The 13,559-nt window shown below is 71.8% G+C and carries 13 protein-coding genes and 1 pseudogene; 8 read left to right on the top strand and 6 right to left on the bottom strand.

Translation table 11 applies throughout. The annotated features are described in order from the left end of the window. Positions 1-23: 23 nt before the first annotated feature. Entirely contained in the window at positions 24-977 is a 954-nt protein-coding gene (locus N5096_RS02695; protein ID WP_267662796.1) for a VOC family protein, read from the bottom strand. A gap of 90 nt (positions 978-1,067) precedes the next feature. Here N5096_RS02695 and N5096_RS02690 point away from each other — a divergent pair, with 90 nt between their 5' ends. The 3 genes from N5096_RS02690 to N5096_RS02680 are packed head-to-tail and all read left to right on the top strand — an operon-like array spanning position 1,068 to position 3,636. Next, on the top strand, positions 1,068-1,487 hold the full coding sequence (locus N5096_RS02690; protein ID WP_267662795.1) for a cobalamin B12-binding domain-containing protein: 420 nt from the start codon (positions 1,068-1,070) through the stop codon (positions 1,485-1,487). After that, positions 1,488-2,642, top strand: a complete 1,155-nt coding sequence (meaB, locus tag N5096_RS02685) for a methylmalonyl Co-A mutase-associated GTPase MeaB (protein ID WP_267662794.1) — start codon at positions 1,488-1,490, stop codon at positions 2,640-2,642. 46 nt (positions 2,643-2,688) lie between these two features. Beyond that, a complete protein-coding gene (locus tag N5096_RS02680; RefSeq protein ID WP_267662793.1) occupies positions 2,689-3,636 on the top strand; it encodes an alpha/beta fold hydrolase in 948 nt (315 codons plus the stop codon). Between the two features lie 60 nt (positions 3,637-3,696). Here the strand turns inward: N5096_RS02680 and N5096_RS02675 are convergent, their stop codons facing one another. Next, complete coding sequence (locus tag N5096_RS02675) at positions 3,697-4,215, bottom strand: DUF4442 domain-containing protein (protein WP_267662792.1); 519 nt, start codon at positions 4,213-4,215, stop codon at positions 3,697-3,699. 552 nt (positions 4,216-4,767) lie between these two features. On the opposite strand from N5096_RS02675, the gene ncsA reads away from it, so the two are divergent. After that, positions 4,768-5,748, top strand: a complete 981-nt coding sequence (gene ncsA / locus N5096_RS02670) for a tRNA 2-thiolation protein NcsA (RefSeq protein ID WP_267662791.1) — start codon at positions 4,768-4,770, stop codon at positions 5,746-5,748. A 46-nt stretch (positions 5,749-5,794) separates the two neighbouring features. Here ncsA and N5096_RS02665 read toward each other — a convergent pair whose 3' ends face one another. The 4 genes and pseudogenes from N5096_RS02665 to N5096_RS02645 all read right to left on the bottom strand — a co-directional run bounded on the left by N5096_RS02665 (position 5,795) and on the right by N5096_RS02645 (position 9,243). Next, positions 5,795-6,853, bottom strand: coding sequence for a hypothetical protein (locus N5096_RS02665; protein ID WP_267662790.1), 1,059 nt, complete (start codon positions 6,851-6,853; stop codon positions 5,795-5,797). Continuing rightward, the gene (locus tag N5096_RS02660; RefSeq protein ID WP_267662789.1) at positions 6,850-7,932 is read right to left on the bottom strand and encodes a glycosyltransferase family 4 protein; all 1,083 of its coding nucleotides are present in this window, start codon (positions 7,930-7,932) and stop codon (positions 6,850-6,852) included. The genes N5096_RS02665 and N5096_RS02660 overlap by 4 nt, the downstream gene beginning before the upstream one ends. Further along, positions 7,929-8,306 carry a 6-pyruvoyl trahydropterin synthase family protein gene (locus tag N5096_RS02655; RefSeq protein WP_267662788.1) on the bottom strand — a complete coding sequence of 126 codons (378 nt, stop codon included), beginning with the start codon at positions 8,304-8,306 and terminating at the stop codon, positions 7,929-7,931. The genes N5096_RS02660 and N5096_RS02655 overlap by 4 nt, the downstream gene beginning before the upstream one ends. 67 nt (positions 8,307-8,373) lie before the next feature. Next, a pseudogene (locus N5096_RS02645) lies at positions 8,374-9,243 on the bottom strand (alkaline phosphatase family protein). Between the two features lie 120 nt (positions 9,244-9,363). On the opposite strand from N5096_RS02645, the gene N5096_RS02640 reads away from it, so the two are divergent. From N5096_RS02640 to N5096_RS02625, 4 genes are all read left to right on the top strand, one after another. Beyond that, positions 9,364-11,340, top strand: coding sequence for an aldo/keto reductase (locus tag N5096_RS02640; RefSeq protein ID WP_267662785.1), 1,977 nt, complete (start codon positions 9,364-9,366; stop codon positions 11,338-11,340). Between the two features lie 71 nt (positions 11,341-11,411). Beyond that, positions 11,412-11,798 carry a DUF7475 family protein gene (locus N5096_RS02635; RefSeq protein ID WP_267662784.1) on the top strand — a complete coding sequence of 129 codons (387 nt, stop codon included), beginning with the start codon at positions 11,412-11,414 and terminating at the stop codon, positions 11,796-11,798. A 149-nt stretch (positions 11,799-11,947) separates the two neighbouring features. Then, entirely contained in the window at positions 11,948-12,718 is a 771-nt protein-coding gene (locus N5096_RS02630; RefSeq protein WP_267662783.1) for a CDP-alcohol phosphatidyltransferase family protein, read from the top strand. A 139-nt stretch (positions 12,719-12,857) separates the two neighbouring features. Next, positions 12,858-13,559 (top strand): RNA-guided endonuclease InsQ/TnpB family protein (locus tag N5096_RS02625; RefSeq protein ID WP_267662782.1); only part of this gene is annotated, 702 nt, incomplete at its 3' end.

Genomic DNA, 13,559 nt, shown 5'->3' with positions numbered 1-13,559 from the left:
CCGAACCGGCCCGGAGATATCGGTTACGGCGTCCGAACGCGGACCCCGATGCGGTCGGCGTCCGTGACGGCGAGGCCGTCCCGTCGCTCGGTGACTGCGAAATCGACGTCGCCGTCGGCCGCGACCCCGTCGAGGCGGGTTCGGATTGCCGCCAGCGCACCCTCGTCGGGAACGACGACCTCGAACCACGCGAGCCCGCGGCCCGCCGCGGGCGTCGTCCGGCCCCGCCACGTGTTCGCGGCGAGGTGGTGATGGTAGCCGCCGGCCGCGACGAACCGGACGTCCGGTCCGGTCATGCCGACTTCGAAGCCGAGCCCGTCGACGTATACCGCCTCGAACGCCGCCAGAGACGTCGCTTCGAGGTGGACGTGCCCCACGTCGGTGCCGGGCGGGACGCGGTCGATGAGTCGGGAGTCGCTTGCGTCGGCCGCGGCGGAGCTACCCCCCTCCGCCGCGGCGGCGACGCCCTCCAGATCGAGCGGCTCGGTCGCCATTCGAACCGTCCCGTCGTCGGCGGTGGGCCACTCCCCGCGCGGGCGGTCGCGGTAGATCTCCACCCCGTTCCCCTCCGGGTCGTCGAGGTACAGGGCCTCGCTGACGAGGTGGTCGGAGGCGCCGTCGAGTCGCCAGCGGCCGCGCACCCGGTCCAGCGCCGCGCCGAGCGCGGCCCGGGAGGGGACCCGGAACGCGGCGTGGAAGAGGCCGGCGTCGGTGGCCCCGCGCTCGGGGCGGTCCGGGTCGCGGCGGAGGACGAGCAGCGGGTCGGCGTCGCGCTCCGCGCCCGCCGCGCCCGCCGCGCCGTCGAGGCCGAGGACGGCCTCGTCGCCGTCGCGGTCGAGGACGGCGAGGCCGACGACGTCGCGGTAGAAGGCGGTCGTCTCGTCGAGGTCCCGGACGCGGAGCGCGACGCGGCCGATCCGGGTCTCGGTCGGCAGGCGGTCGTCGGGCAGAGCGTCGCCGGGTGAGGCGCTGGGCATGTCGCCGTCGAGGGGCGCCCGCGCGTTCAACGCGTCGGTCCCTCCCGATCGTCCGTTAGAGTCAAGCGGCGGGGCGACGCAGTATCCGGCATGAGCGTCGAACAGGAGGAGCGGGCGATCCGGTGTCTGGTCGCGAAGGTCGGGCTCGACGGCCACGACCGGGGCGCACACGTCATCGCGCGGGCGTTCCGCGACGCCGGCTTCGAGGTCGTCTACTCCGGGCTGCACCGCGCGCCGGAGGACATCGTGCAGGCGGCGGTCCAGGAGGACGTTGACGTGCTCGGCATCTCGATCCTCTCGGGGGCCCACAACACCCTCGTCCCGAAGGTAATCGAGGGCTTAAAAGAGTACGACGCGTTCGAGGACACCCTCATCCTCGTGGGCGGGATCGTGCCCGACGACGACGAGACGGAGCTCAAGCAGCTCGGCGTCGCCGAGGTGTTCGGGCCCGGCACGCCGATGGAGGAGACGGTCGAGTTCATCCGGAACAACGTGCCGGAGCGGGCGTAGATGGACGGGTCGGAACGCGACGGGGGGGCGACGCCGGGGGCGCCGGAGCTGAGTGACCGCGACGCCGAGCTCGTCGAGGAGCTGCTCGCCGGGAGCCACCGGGCGCTCGCCCGTGTCATCACGCGGATCGAGGACCGCGCGGGGGGGCACCGAGCGATCGTCTCCGCGCTGCACGAGCACACCGGCGGCGCCGACGTGATCGGGATCACGGGCTCGCCCGGCGCCGGGAAGTCGACCCTCGTCGACAAGCTGGCGGCCGCCTACCGCGAGCGCGGGGACACGGTCGGCGTCGTCGCCGTCGACCCCTCCTCGCCGTACACCGGCGGCGCCGTGCTCGGCGACCGGATCCGGATGGGGTCGAACGTCGGCGATATGGACGTGTTCTTCCGGTCGATGAGCGCGCGCGGCCAGCTCGGCGGGCTCTCGATGGCGACCGCGGACGCCGTGAAGGCGCTCGACGCCTTCGGGAAAGACGCCGTGATAGTCGAGACCGTCGGCGCCGGACAGAACGAGGTCGACGTGGTCCGCACCGCCGACACCGTCGCCGTCCTCGTCCAGCCCGGCTCCGGCGACGACGTGCAGACGCTGAAGGCCGGCATCCTGGAGATCGGCGACGTGTTCGTCGTCAACAAGGCCGACATGGACGGCGCGGAGCGCACCCTCGCCGAGCTGGAGGAGATGGTCCACAGACGCGAGGGACCGACGAAGGGGCTCGAGACGGGCCATCACGGGTTCGACGCGCCGGAGCACCCCGACGACCCGGAGGGCTCGGACGGCTCGGACCACAGCGACGGGGCAGGGGACGGCGAGGGCGATGAGGCGGAGGAAGCCCCCCCGGAGTGGACCCCCAAAGTACTCCGGACCGTCGCGAACACCGGCGAGGGCGTCGAAGAGCTAATCGGGGCGTTCGACGCCCACGCCGCGCACCTCCGGGAGTCAGGCGAGATCGAGGAGACGAAGCGCCGGCGCTACGCCGAGGAGATCCGGACCCTCGTGCGCTCGGACGTGGGCGCGCTCGCGGCCGGCGAGATCGAGCGCCGCGGCGGGATCGACCGGCTCGCCGAGTCGGTCCGCAAGCGCGAGACCGACCCGTACAGCGTCGCCGCCGAGGTCGTCGCCCCCATCGTCGACTGCGTTGAGGCGGACGGGGAGTAGCCTCTCCGCCACGAGGTATAAGTCGCCAGCGGACCAACAGGTTTCCATGAAGCTCAGGAACCTCGCCGGGACCGCCCTCCTCGGCGTCGGCGCGCTCGCCGCGGTCAACACCGGGCTCCGGTACGAGGGCGAACTGGAGGCCCCGCTCGACGGCGACGACGGCGTCTTCCGCTGGCGCGGGATGGACGTCGCGTACACCGAGGCCGGCGACCCCGACGACCCGGACCTCGCGCTGCTCCACGGGATCAACGCCGCCGGCTCCTCGGGCGAGTGGCGCGCGGTGTTCGACGACCTGGCCGCCGACTACCACGTGATCGCGCCCGACTTCCCGGGATACGGCCGCTCCGACCGGCCGCCGCTACGCTACTCCGCCGCGCTGTACGAGGACTTCGTGCGCGACTTCCTCGCCGACCTCGACGAGCCGGCCGTCGTCGCCTCGTCGCTCTCGGCCGCGTACGCCGCCGGGGCGGCGACCGGGGACGACTCGGGGGTCGACGTGAGCGGCTTCGTCGGCGTCTGTCCGACGAGCACCGCGGGGCCGAGCCCGCCGAAGTCGTGGCTCCGCGAGCTGCTCCGCTCCCCGCTGATCGGGGACGCCCTCTTCAACGTCATCGCGTCGAAGCCGTCGATCCGGTACTTCAACGCCGACCACGGCTACGACGACCCGACCAACCCGAGCGAGGAGTGGACCGACTACGAGTGGCGGACGACCCACGTCGAGAACGCCCGGTTCGCCCCGGCCTCGTTCGTCTCCGGCTACCTCAACAGCGACCTCGACCTGGCGGCCGCGCTCGCCGACCTCGACGTGCCGCCGACGATCGTCTGGGGACGCGAGGCCGAGGTGAGCCCCCTCTCGGACGGGCGCGAGCTCGCCGACGAGGCCGACGCGCGCCTCGTCGTCTTCGACCGCGCGCGGCTGCTCCCGCACGTCGAGCACCCGGACCGGTTCGTCGAGACGGTCCGGGAGAGCCTCGTCGCAGGCGCGACCGTCTGAGGCGGGCGCGTGCTCGGCGGCACGGACCGCCGATCGGCGATCGCTGACCGCCGATCGGCGTCACTCGTCTCGCCGGACGTACACCGTCTTCTCGCAGGCCGCGTGGACGGTCCCCGCCTCGTCGACGAGCGAGACGAGGTACTCGCGGTCGGTCGACTCGCCGGGGGCGAGCGCGCCGCAGATCGCCTCCGTCTCGGCGGGCGGCAGCTCGAAGTCGGCGTACAGCGTTTCGCGGCCGGGCTCGAGGAACTCGATCGCGGCCGACTTGTCCCAGACGGTGAAGCCGTCGCCGAGGACCCGCCGGAGCATCGTCATGAACACCGGGTCGATCGCGCCGTAGAGGCTGCCGCCGAAGATGGTCCCGACCGCGTTGCGGGTGCGCCAGTTGAACGGGATGCGGACCCGCACGAACCGCCAGTCGGCACCGATGCGGTCGACGCGGGCACCCGTTCCGCGGTAGGCGGGAAGGAGGTTGAAGCCGTGCCGCCACAGGCGGGTTCGGAGGCTCTCCGCCGGCGGGTCCTCGCGGAGGGGGCGGGGATCGGGGTCGCGGTCGACGCCGGTCGGGGAGTCGGTCACATCGGATCGAGTCGGGGCCGCGGTCAAACGCGTGTCGGAACCGGCGACAACGCGCGGGGGGTGTCGACGTCGATGTCGGACGCTTACTTACACCGACTGCGGTGGCGCGCGCCCGTGAGCGGCCGACAGGTCCCGAACGGCGCCGCGCGAGGGAGTCGGTCGTCCGGAGCAACGCGGAGGGCGACCGACGAGGCTGGGGAGGCGTGAGGTGCGGTTGCGGTGCGGTCGGGGTGGGACTCAAAGGGGCAGCCGGCGAGGCGGGCGCAGGCGACGTAAGCACTGCAGGGAGCGAGCAGCGCGAGCGACCGAAGCGCGCAACAAGCGTGCGCCCTCCTCGTCGGCTGGGGCTTTGGAGGCGTTCTCCGTCGATCCAGCATCAATTATTTATAAACGAGCGGCTGGGGCTTCGGAAGCGTTCGTCGTCGAGCTGCGCTCAACTATTTATAAATAAGCGACTGAAGCTTCGGAAGCGCTTCGGTTGGTCTCAGTTCCATCCGCGCTCACGTAGGCGGCCCGAAACGGGTATCCGCGCGCGTCCGCAACCCGACACCGATGGAGTGCGACAAGTGCGGGGCCGACGCCGTCCACCACGCCGCCTACTCCGGGGCGCACCTGTGCGGCGAACACCTCCGCCGGTCGGTCGAGAAGCGCCTGAAACGCCGAGTCCGCGAGGACGGCCTCCTCGACCCGGACGCGACTCCCGACGATCCCGACCGGTGGGTGATCGGGCTCTCCGGCGGGAAAGACAGCGTCGCGCTGACCCGGATTCTGGACGACGTGTTCGGACAGGACCCGCGCGTCGAGATGCTCGCGTTAACGATCCACGAGGGGATCGAGGGGTACCGCGACGAGAGCCTCGACGCCTGCGTCGAGCTGGCCGCGGAGCTCTCGCTCCGCCACGAGGTCGTCTCCTACGAGGAGGAGTTCGACGTGCGGATGGACGACGTCGTCGAGGACGACCCGGAGAACATGGCCGCCTGCGCGTACTGCGGCGTGTTCCGGCGCGACCTGCTCGAGGAGTACGCCGCCGAGTTCGACGCCGACAAGCTGCTCACCGGTCACAACCTCGACGACGAGGCCCAGACGGCGATGATGAACTTCCTCGAGGGCGACGTGCGACAGGTGGCGAAACACTTCGACGCCTCGCTCGGGCCCTTCGACGAGCGGGAGGAGACGGACGCGTTCGTCCCGCGCGCCAAGCCGCTGCGCGACGTACCCGAAAAGGAGATCGCGCTCTACTGTCACGTCCGCGACCTCCCGACGCATATGGCCGAGTGCCCCCACTCCTCGGAGGCGTACCGCGGGGAGATCCAGTCGACGATCCACGAGCTGGAGGAGAACCACCCCGGCGCCCGCCACTCGATCATGGCCGGCTACGAGGAGCTGTCCGCGCTCGCCGCCGAAGCGTACCGCGAGGGCGGCGATGCCGCCGCCGACACCCCCGACCTCGGCGAGTGCGAGCGCTGCGGATCGAAGACGAGCCGCGACGTCTGCCGGAAGTGCCGGCTGCTCGACTCGATCGAGGCAGTCTGAGCCGGGCGGCGCTCACGCGTCGGCGCTCACGCGTCGCCGTCGGCGTTCACCCGTCGCCGTCGACCCGCCCGAGCAGGTCGAGCTGGTGGGTGAGGTAGACGAGCTCGCCGGCGTCGACCTGTCGGCGGCGCCGGGCGACCCACTCGTCGAGCTCCGCGGCCGGCTCGGCGTCGGGGTCCTCCAACGACCCCGCCGCCGGCGACGCCCCCGCGCTCCCGTCGATCACCTCGCCGACCGCCGCCTCCACGGTGTCGAGGATGTGTCGGAGGAAGAACGCCTCGTCGCGGGGGTAGCGGGCGTCGGTACCGGTTCCTCGACCGGCGCCCTCCACCGGCCGGACCGCCCAGTCCGAGCCGGCGACGCCGAGGAGCGACGCCCCCTCGATCCCGCGGAGCCGGGCGAGCGCGTCGCCGCCGGCGCGGCTGCTCCCGCCGGGCTTGGCGTCCATGTGCGCGTGGTAGCGGCGCTCGATCGCCCGGTCCGCCGGATGCGACGGGCGGAACCGCGTCCCGCCGTCGAACGTGATCGGGAAGTAGTAGGTTCCGTCGGGCGCGAGCGCGCCGAGCAGCGTCCCGAGCCCGTCCAGGTCGAGCACGTCGAGCAGCGCCATTCCGATGAGGGCGTCCCACTCGCCCGATCGCTCTGCGGCGTACGCGACGGCGTCGGCGGCGGCCGGCTCGACCGCGACGGTGCGCGCGTCGGTCTCGACGACGAGCGCGTCCGGTTCGTCGGCGGCGGCCTCGTCGATAGAAGTCGGCGCCCTCCGGTCGGCCGCCCACTCCCGAAGGAAGGGACCGACTCCGGCGAGCGCCTCCGCGTCGCGGTCGACGGCGACGTAGCGCGTCTCGCCCGGCGGGAGCACCTCCCAGTCGATCAGACGCGCGACCATCGTCCCGGTGCCCGCCCCGACTTCGAGGACGCGGAGCGGGCCGTCCGTCGCCGCGGCGCGGTCGGCGAGTCGCTCGCGGAGGAGTCCGACGAGCCGCCGGTCGAGCGCCCGGTCGTCGACGGTCCGCTTCGCTCGGAGGTACCGCCGGAACGCGGCCGGGTCGGCGGCGATGCCGTCGTCGTCGACATCCGGAGGCCCGCCGTCGTCACCCGTCACGTCGCCACCTCCGGTTCGGCGGCGTCGGGCGCGTCCGCGACGTCGGCGAGCAGCCGCCGAACGCGCGCCGTCGAGTCGTCCCAGTCCGGGTGGCGCTCGTACCGGCGCCTGGCGGCGCGGCCCATCTCGACGAGCCGGTCGGGATCGGCCGCGAGCTCGTCGAGCGCGCGGGCGACGGCGCCGGGGTCGTCCGGGTCGACGAGGACGCCGGTCTCCCCGTCCGCGACCGTCTCGCTCGCGCCGCCGGCGCGCGAGGCGACGGCCGGCAGTCCGAAGCTCATCCCCTCCAGGTAGACGATCCCGAACCCCTCGTACCGGGAGGGGACCGCGAGGACGTGGCTCGCGCGGAGGACGTCCGCCAGCTCGGCGTCGGACAGCCGGCCCGAGAAGCGCACGCGGTCCCCGAGCCCCCGCTCCCGGACCAGCCGCCGGACGTCGGCGACGTGGCCCTCGTCGACCGTCCGACCGACGACCGTGAGGTCGACGGCGGCGTCGGCCCGAGCGACTCCCTCGACGAGCGTGTCCAGCCCCTTCCGCGGCGCGAGGTTCCCGACGAAGGTCGCCCGCAGCGGGCCTTCCCCGGCCCGCGCCGCGATATCGTCGTCGTCGACCGCGGGGTCGAACCGGTCGCCGGCGGGCGGGGCGACGACGGTCGCGTCGGGGTCGACGCCGAGGGCGGCGACGGCGTCGCGGGTCGCCGCGCTGTTGCAGACGACGCCGTCGACGGTCGCGAGGTAGCGGCGCTCGACCGCGCGGTACAGCGGGGCGAGCCGTCGGGGCTCGCTCGCGCGCAGGTGGTGGACGACGCTCACGGTCGGGCACGGCAGGTGGCGGTTGGCGCGGAGCAGCGAGGGGTGCGCCAGCTCGTCTTGAAGCATTACGTCGACGTCGACGCGGAGGCGGTCCCGAAAGCGCGGGGAGGCGTTGTCGAGGAGCCCGCGCGGGTACGCCCGCCAGGGGAGCTCGACGACCTCCACGGTGTCGCCGGCCCGGCGGAGCCCCTCGACCAGCTTCCGGTCGTAGCGGAACCCCCCGGACCGCTCGTCGAGGCTCCCGTACAGCGCGAGCCCGACCCTCATACCGGCGCGTCGTACGTCGCGGCGGCCGCGTCGTCCTCCCAGACCGTCACGGCCAGCTCGGCCACGGTGTCGTCGGTCACCGCGTCGGTCACGCGCTCGAAGACCACGCGGGCGAAGCGTTCGACGCTCGGATTGTGCCCCTCGAACTCCGGGAGGTCGTTGAGCAGCTCGTCGCGGTAGCGGTCGGCGAGGTCGGCGAGCGCCGCCTCGGCGTCGTCGATGTCGACGAGGTAGTCGTGGGCGTTCAGCTCGGGGCCGCGGAAGGTCAGCTCCACCTCGAAGTGGTGGGAGTGCGGCACGCCCTCGGGCCCGGGATCGGGCACCGTGAGGTAGTGTTGGGCCACGAAGTCAGTCACGACCGTCGTCGCGTACATGCGCCGAACAACGGGCGCGATGCACCTAAATCCGGAGGGCGGGAGGAGGAGACGGGCGCGGTGAGAGTCACAGATAGCCGAGCGCCTCAAGCCGCTCCCGCTCGCCCGTCTCCCCGTGGACCCGACTCACCGGCAGCGGCTCCGGCGGTTCGAGTTCGGGCGCGAGGGTCTCGCGATCGACGCCCGTCGTCTCGGCCCACGGGACCGCGAGGAGGGCCGGTACCGGGGTGTGCATGGGGTGCCCGTACAGCCCCCACTCGCCGAAGAGGTTGCCGTGGTCGGCCGTTATCGCGACGCGACCGTCGACGTTGTCGACGAGCGTCCCCACCTCGGCGAGGACGTGTCAGAGATTCGCCTCGTAGGCGTTCCAGACGCGCTTGACGGATATCTCCCCGCGCCGGAGCAGTACCCACGGGTTCCCCTCGTTGCTGTGGCTCCCGGTCCGGGCCAGCCCGTCGTCGCCGTCGAGAGGGTCCGTGACGAACGGGTGGTGCGGCTGCATGTAGTGGACGACGAGCCGCTCTGGGTTTCGCTCGCGGGCGAGCGTCACGGCCCGGTCGGTGATCGACGCCGCCGGTACGGTGCCGATAGCGTCGTCCCACGCGTACTTCCACACCTCGTCGAGCGCGGCGAGCGCGCCGGCGTCGAGGTAGCGATCGGTCCACGTGTTGCCCGTGACCATCGTCGTCTTCGGGGTCTCCGGGCGATCTGCAAACGTGTTCTCCAACCACTCCGAGGAGGAACTCCCGACCGACCGGACCGTCTCGACGCGGCCGAGGACGTCGAAGTCGGGCGCGACCGACCGCAACAGGTCGGCCCGGCAGGCGTCGAGGACGACGAGGACGTCCCACTCGCGGTCGAAGGCGTTCGTCCCGTAGTTCAGCCGCCGACCGATCGCCTGCAGCCCGCGCAGATAGGCGGTTCCGAGTCGGCTCATTCCCGGCTCCGTCACGCGTGTGGGTTGGCGCGAGGCGACTAAACCGCTCCGGCGGTACGGAAGCCGTTGGCTGCTCACCCCCGTCGGGACACCTATACGTCTCCCCGCCTCGGTACGACCGTGAACTGTCTGTTCGTGGGGGCCGGGTCGATCGCGCCGGAGTACGCCGCCGGGCTGTCCGGGAGCTCGCTGTCGCTCGCCGGCGTCGTCGACCTCGACGGCGACCGTGCTGCGACCCTCGCCGCGGATCACGACTGCCCCTCGTTCACGGATATGGAGACGGCGCTTTCCGCGGTCGACGCGCCGCTCGTGGTGAACCTGACGAGCCACGCCGCCCACGGGCCGGTGACGCGGACCGCGCTCGACGCCGACCGCCACGTCTACTCGCAGAAGCCGCTCGCGCTCGACGCCGACGAGGCGAGGGAACTGGTGGCGCTCGCCCGCGACCGCGGCCTGGCGCTCGGCTGTGCGCCCGGGACCCCGCGGGCGCCCTCCCAGCGCCGCGCCGGCCGGCTCCTCGCTGACGGTCGGCTCGGTCCGGTGGGGCTGGGGTACGCCCACGCCCACGTCGGGCGCGTGACCGACTGGCACGACCGCCCCGATTCCTTCCTCGAGATCGGGCCGCTGTACGACGGGGCGGTGTACCCGCTCGCGCTACTGGTAGCGTGGTTCGGCCCCGTCGACCGCGTCCGCGTCGCCGACGCCCTCGACGTCTGGCCCGAGCGGGAGGACCGGCGACCGTCGACGCCGAGCCACGTTGAGGCGACGCTGGCGTTCGCGGCGGGCCCGACCGTCAGGCTGACCGCGAGCTTCTACGCGCCCCACCGGAGCCGGGAGTTCTACGGCTTGGAGCTGCACGGCGACGACGGGTCGCTGTACCTGAAGGGGACCGGCGCGATGGACACCGCCCGCGATCACATCCGGTTCGGCCGCGTCGGGCGGGAGTACGTGAACGCGCCGCCGACGACCCCAGAGGACCCCTATGAGTACGTCGACGCCGTCGAGCGCCTCGCCGCGACGGTCGAATCGGGGTTGCCCTCGCGGGCCGGGGGTCGCCGGGGCGCCCACGTCGTCGGCGTCTGCAACGCGATCGAGGCGGCGGCCGAGGGAAGCGGGCCCGTCGCCGTGGACGACTGCGGGGCGACCGCCGAGCCGCCGCCGGCGCCGGTCGTCAGGCCGGCGGAATCGTCGACCGGCGACGGATCGGGCGCCGCAGCGATCCGGCTCCCCGCGGTCGGCTTCGGCTGCTCGCGTTACCGCGACGGGGCGTACGTCGAGCGCGCCGACTCGATCGCGACCGCGCTCGACGCCGGCTACCGCCTCCTCGACTCCGCCGAGCTGTACGGCAACGAGCACCGGATCGGGGAGCTGCTCGGCGCGCCGGGCGCGCCGGACCGGGAGCACGTGTTCCTCCTCGGGAAGGCGTGGCGCACCAATCACCGCCGCGAGCACCTGCTGGCCGCCTGCGCGGGCAGCCGCGAGGAGCTCGGGATCGAGGCGTTCGACTGCTACGCGCTCCACTGGCCCTCCGCGCTCGAACACCGGGGGGAGCTGAGCCGGCTCGCCGAGCGGTCGGTCGAGCGCCAAGAGGCGCTCACCTTCCCGGGGGGCGAGGACGGCGAGCCCGCGACCGCCGACGTGTCGCTCGCGACGGCGTGGGAGAACCTGGAGGCCGTCCGCGAGAGGGGATGGGCGCGGACACTCGGGGTCTGCAACGTCTCGCGGGCGCAGTTGGAGACGGTACTGGAGACGGGGTCGGTCGACCCTGCCCTGGTGCAGGTGGAGCGACACCCCTACCGGCCCCGGAACGGGCTCGTCGAGTTCTGTCGCGAGCGCGGGATCCGCGTGGTCGCGCACTCGCCGCTGTCGGCGTCCGGCCTCCTCGACGAGCCCGTCCTGAACGCGATCGGGACGGAGCGGGGGCTCTCGCCCGCGGGAGTCGTGATCGCGTGGAACGTCTCCCGAGGTGTCGTCCCGATCCCGTCCAGCACCGCCGAGTCGCACGTCGTCTCGAACTTGGCCGCCGGGGGCGAGCGACTGACCGACGAGGAGATCGCGCGCGTCGACGCCCTGCGCGACCCCGACTTCGAGCGGTAAAGGGACACTACTCGACCCGATCCCACCGATTCGGGCGGTATTCCTATGTGAGTGAGGTCCGTGTGTGTGATATGGCAACGACCGAAGCGGAGCGACCCGCGGTTGACATCGGCTCGCTGAACGCCCTCCACTGGGCGGGGATCGCGGCGGCCCTGGTCTCCGCCGCCGTCCACCTCCTCCTCGGCGTCAGGATGGTCCCCTCGCCGATGGGGATCAGCTTCGTCCTCGCCGGCCTCGGCTTCGTCGGCGGGGTCGGTCTCCTCGCGATCGGCTATCGCCGGCGGACGGTGTACGCGGTGGGGATCGCCTTCACCCTCGTCCAGATCGTCTTGTGGTACGTCGTCAACTTCTCGGGCGGGACGAAGTCGTTCCCGGCCGACATCGGGACGCTCGGCGCCGTGGACAAGCTCGCACAGGTCGTACTGATCGCCGTGCTGGTCGCCCTGCTGCGTCGATAGCCGTGCCGGTCCGGGAGCGTCGACCGCGGCTGGAGCGCGCCGCCGTGCGGGCGGAAACGGGCGTAAACGCGCTCGATGGGGGCGTAAACGCGGCTCTGACGGTCGTAAACGCCGCCGAAGCGGCGGCGACGGCGAGGGGTCACGCGTAGATGGCCGAGGCCGACCGGCAGCGGTCCGTCCGCGTCGGGATCGGGGTCGGGCTCCCGCTCGTCGCCGCGGTCGCGCTCGCCGCCCTCCTGTTGCGGCTGCTTCCGGCAGACGCGATGGGTCGATGGAGGCTCTCTCCGGCGGTCGTCGCCGGGGTCTGCTGGGCCGGACAGCTCTGGTACGTCGGTTACGGGTTCGACTCGGGGTGGCCCACCGACGGGTTCTGGCGGCGGCTGCTCGGGCTGGCGAACGCGGTCACGCTCGCGCGGGGGGCGCTGTACGCCGCCGTCGCCGGGTTCGTCGTCGTTCCGCCGGACACCGGGCTCGCCTGGGGGCCGGCGCTGTGTTACGGGGCCGGCGTCGCCTTCGACAACCTCGACGGGACCCTCGCCCGAACCGTCGGCCGGGAGACAGAGGTCGGCCGCCGGCTCGACATGGCGTTCGACACGTTCGGGTTCGTCGCCGCGCCGCTGGTGGCGGTGGTGTGGGGGTTGCTGCCGGTCTGGTACCTCTCTCTCTCGGCCGCGCGCTACGTCTTCCGCGGGCTCGTGTGGCTGCGGCGCGCCCGCGGGCTCCCGGTCGGCGACCTGCCCGACAGCGACCTCGGCAGGTACCTCGCGGGCGTCCAGATGGTCTTCGTGACGATTGCGCTCGTCCCGCCGGTCCCGACCGAGCTTGTGTGGGCCCTCGCACCCGCGGTTCTCGCCCCGTCGCTGGCGGTGTTCGCGCGGGATTACCTCGCCGTCAGCGGGCGGCTCCCAGGCCGAAGCTGACCCGCCCGTCGCTTACCAGAAATGAGGCGAGAATGCCCCTTCCTCCACGAGCGAGTACCGCGAGCGAGTAGGGAGGGGATGAATCGCCGTACACCAGTACAAACCATTAACTCAACATATCGATAATCAATAGACAGCGATGGAGTACAGTCACCGCTACCATGCCTACCCGACACAAGAGGTAGCGGCTGAACTAGACCACCATATCGACATTCATCGCCAAGCGTACAACTACACCCTGTACGAGTACGACAACGTGGACGCTGACAACATCGGCTCTGCGTACAAGCACCACTCCCGACTCCCCGACTGGAAAGACGAGTTCCCCGTTTTCTCGGGAGTCAACTCGAAGGCTCTGCAACGAACCGTCACTCGGTTCTACCAGAACCTCACCGGACTCTCCGAGCAGAAGCAAAACGGACGCAAGGTCGGGAAGCTCACGTGGAAGTCTCCGAGAGAGTTCCAGAGTATAACGTATTCGCAGTCTGGCTTCGAACTCAAAAACACGAGTGGCCGACGCGCGACGCTCTGGCTCTCCAAAATCGGAGATATCAAACTCCGCTACCACCGCGAGATCCCCGACGAAGCAGCCATCAAAGAAGTCACCATCAAAAAAGAGACGACCGGCGAGTGGTTCGTCTCGTTCGGCCTCGAGACTGACGAGGCTGACCTGCCCGAGAAACCCGACGTAGACTCACTCAATACAGATAATAGCGTCGGCGTTGACCTCGGCATCCTCAACTACATCCACACGTCGGACGGGACGACTGTAGACTGGATCGACCTCGAAGACGAATACGAGCGTCTGTACCGTGAACAACGCGAACTCTCACGGAAAGAA

The organism is Halorubrum yunnanense (assembly GCF_026586675.1).
GTDB lineage: Archaea > Halobacteriota > Halobacteria > Halobacteriales > Haloferacaceae > Halorubrum > Halorubrum yunnanense.
Note: the sequence above shows the minus strand (reverse complement) of the source record. Positions and strands in the feature narration are given on the sequence as shown.

Bases quoted from the DNA above. Each gene is read 5' to 3' on its own strand.
- N5096_RS02690 (WP_267662795.1), top strand. From the start codon at position 1,068: ATGAGCGTCGAACAGGAGGAGCGGGCGATCCGGTGTCTGGTCGCGAAG.
- N5096_RS02630 (WP_267662783.1), top strand. From the start codon at position 11,948: ATGGCCGAGGCCGACCGGCAGCGGTCCGTCCGCGTCGGGATCGGGGTC.
- N5096_RS02680 (WP_267662793.1), top strand. From the start codon at position 2,689: ATGAAGCTCAGGAACCTCGCCGGGACCGCCCTCCTCGGCGTCGGCGCG.
- meaB (WP_267662794.1), top strand. From the start codon at position 1,488: ATGGACGGGTCGGAACGCGACGGGGGGGCGACGCCGGGGGCGCCGGAG.
- ncsA (WP_267662791.1), top strand. From the start codon at position 4,768: ATGGAGTGCGACAAGTGCGGGGCCGACGCCGTCCACCACGCCGCCTAC.
- N5096_RS02635 (WP_267662784.1), top strand. From the start codon at position 11,412: ATGGCAACGACCGAAGCGGAGCGACCCGCGGTTGACATCGGCTCGCTG.
- N5096_RS02695 (WP_267662796.1), bottom strand. From the start codon at position 977: ATGCCCAGCGCCTCACCCGGCGACGCTCTGCCCGACGACCGCCTGCCG.
- N5096_RS02655 (WP_267662788.1), bottom strand. From the start codon at position 8,306: ATGTACGCGACGACGGTCGTGACTGACTTCGTGGCCCAACACTACCTC.
- N5096_RS02660 (WP_267662789.1), bottom strand. From the start codon at position 7,932: ATGAGGGTCGGGCTCGCGCTGTACGGGAGCCTCGACGAGCGGTCCGGG.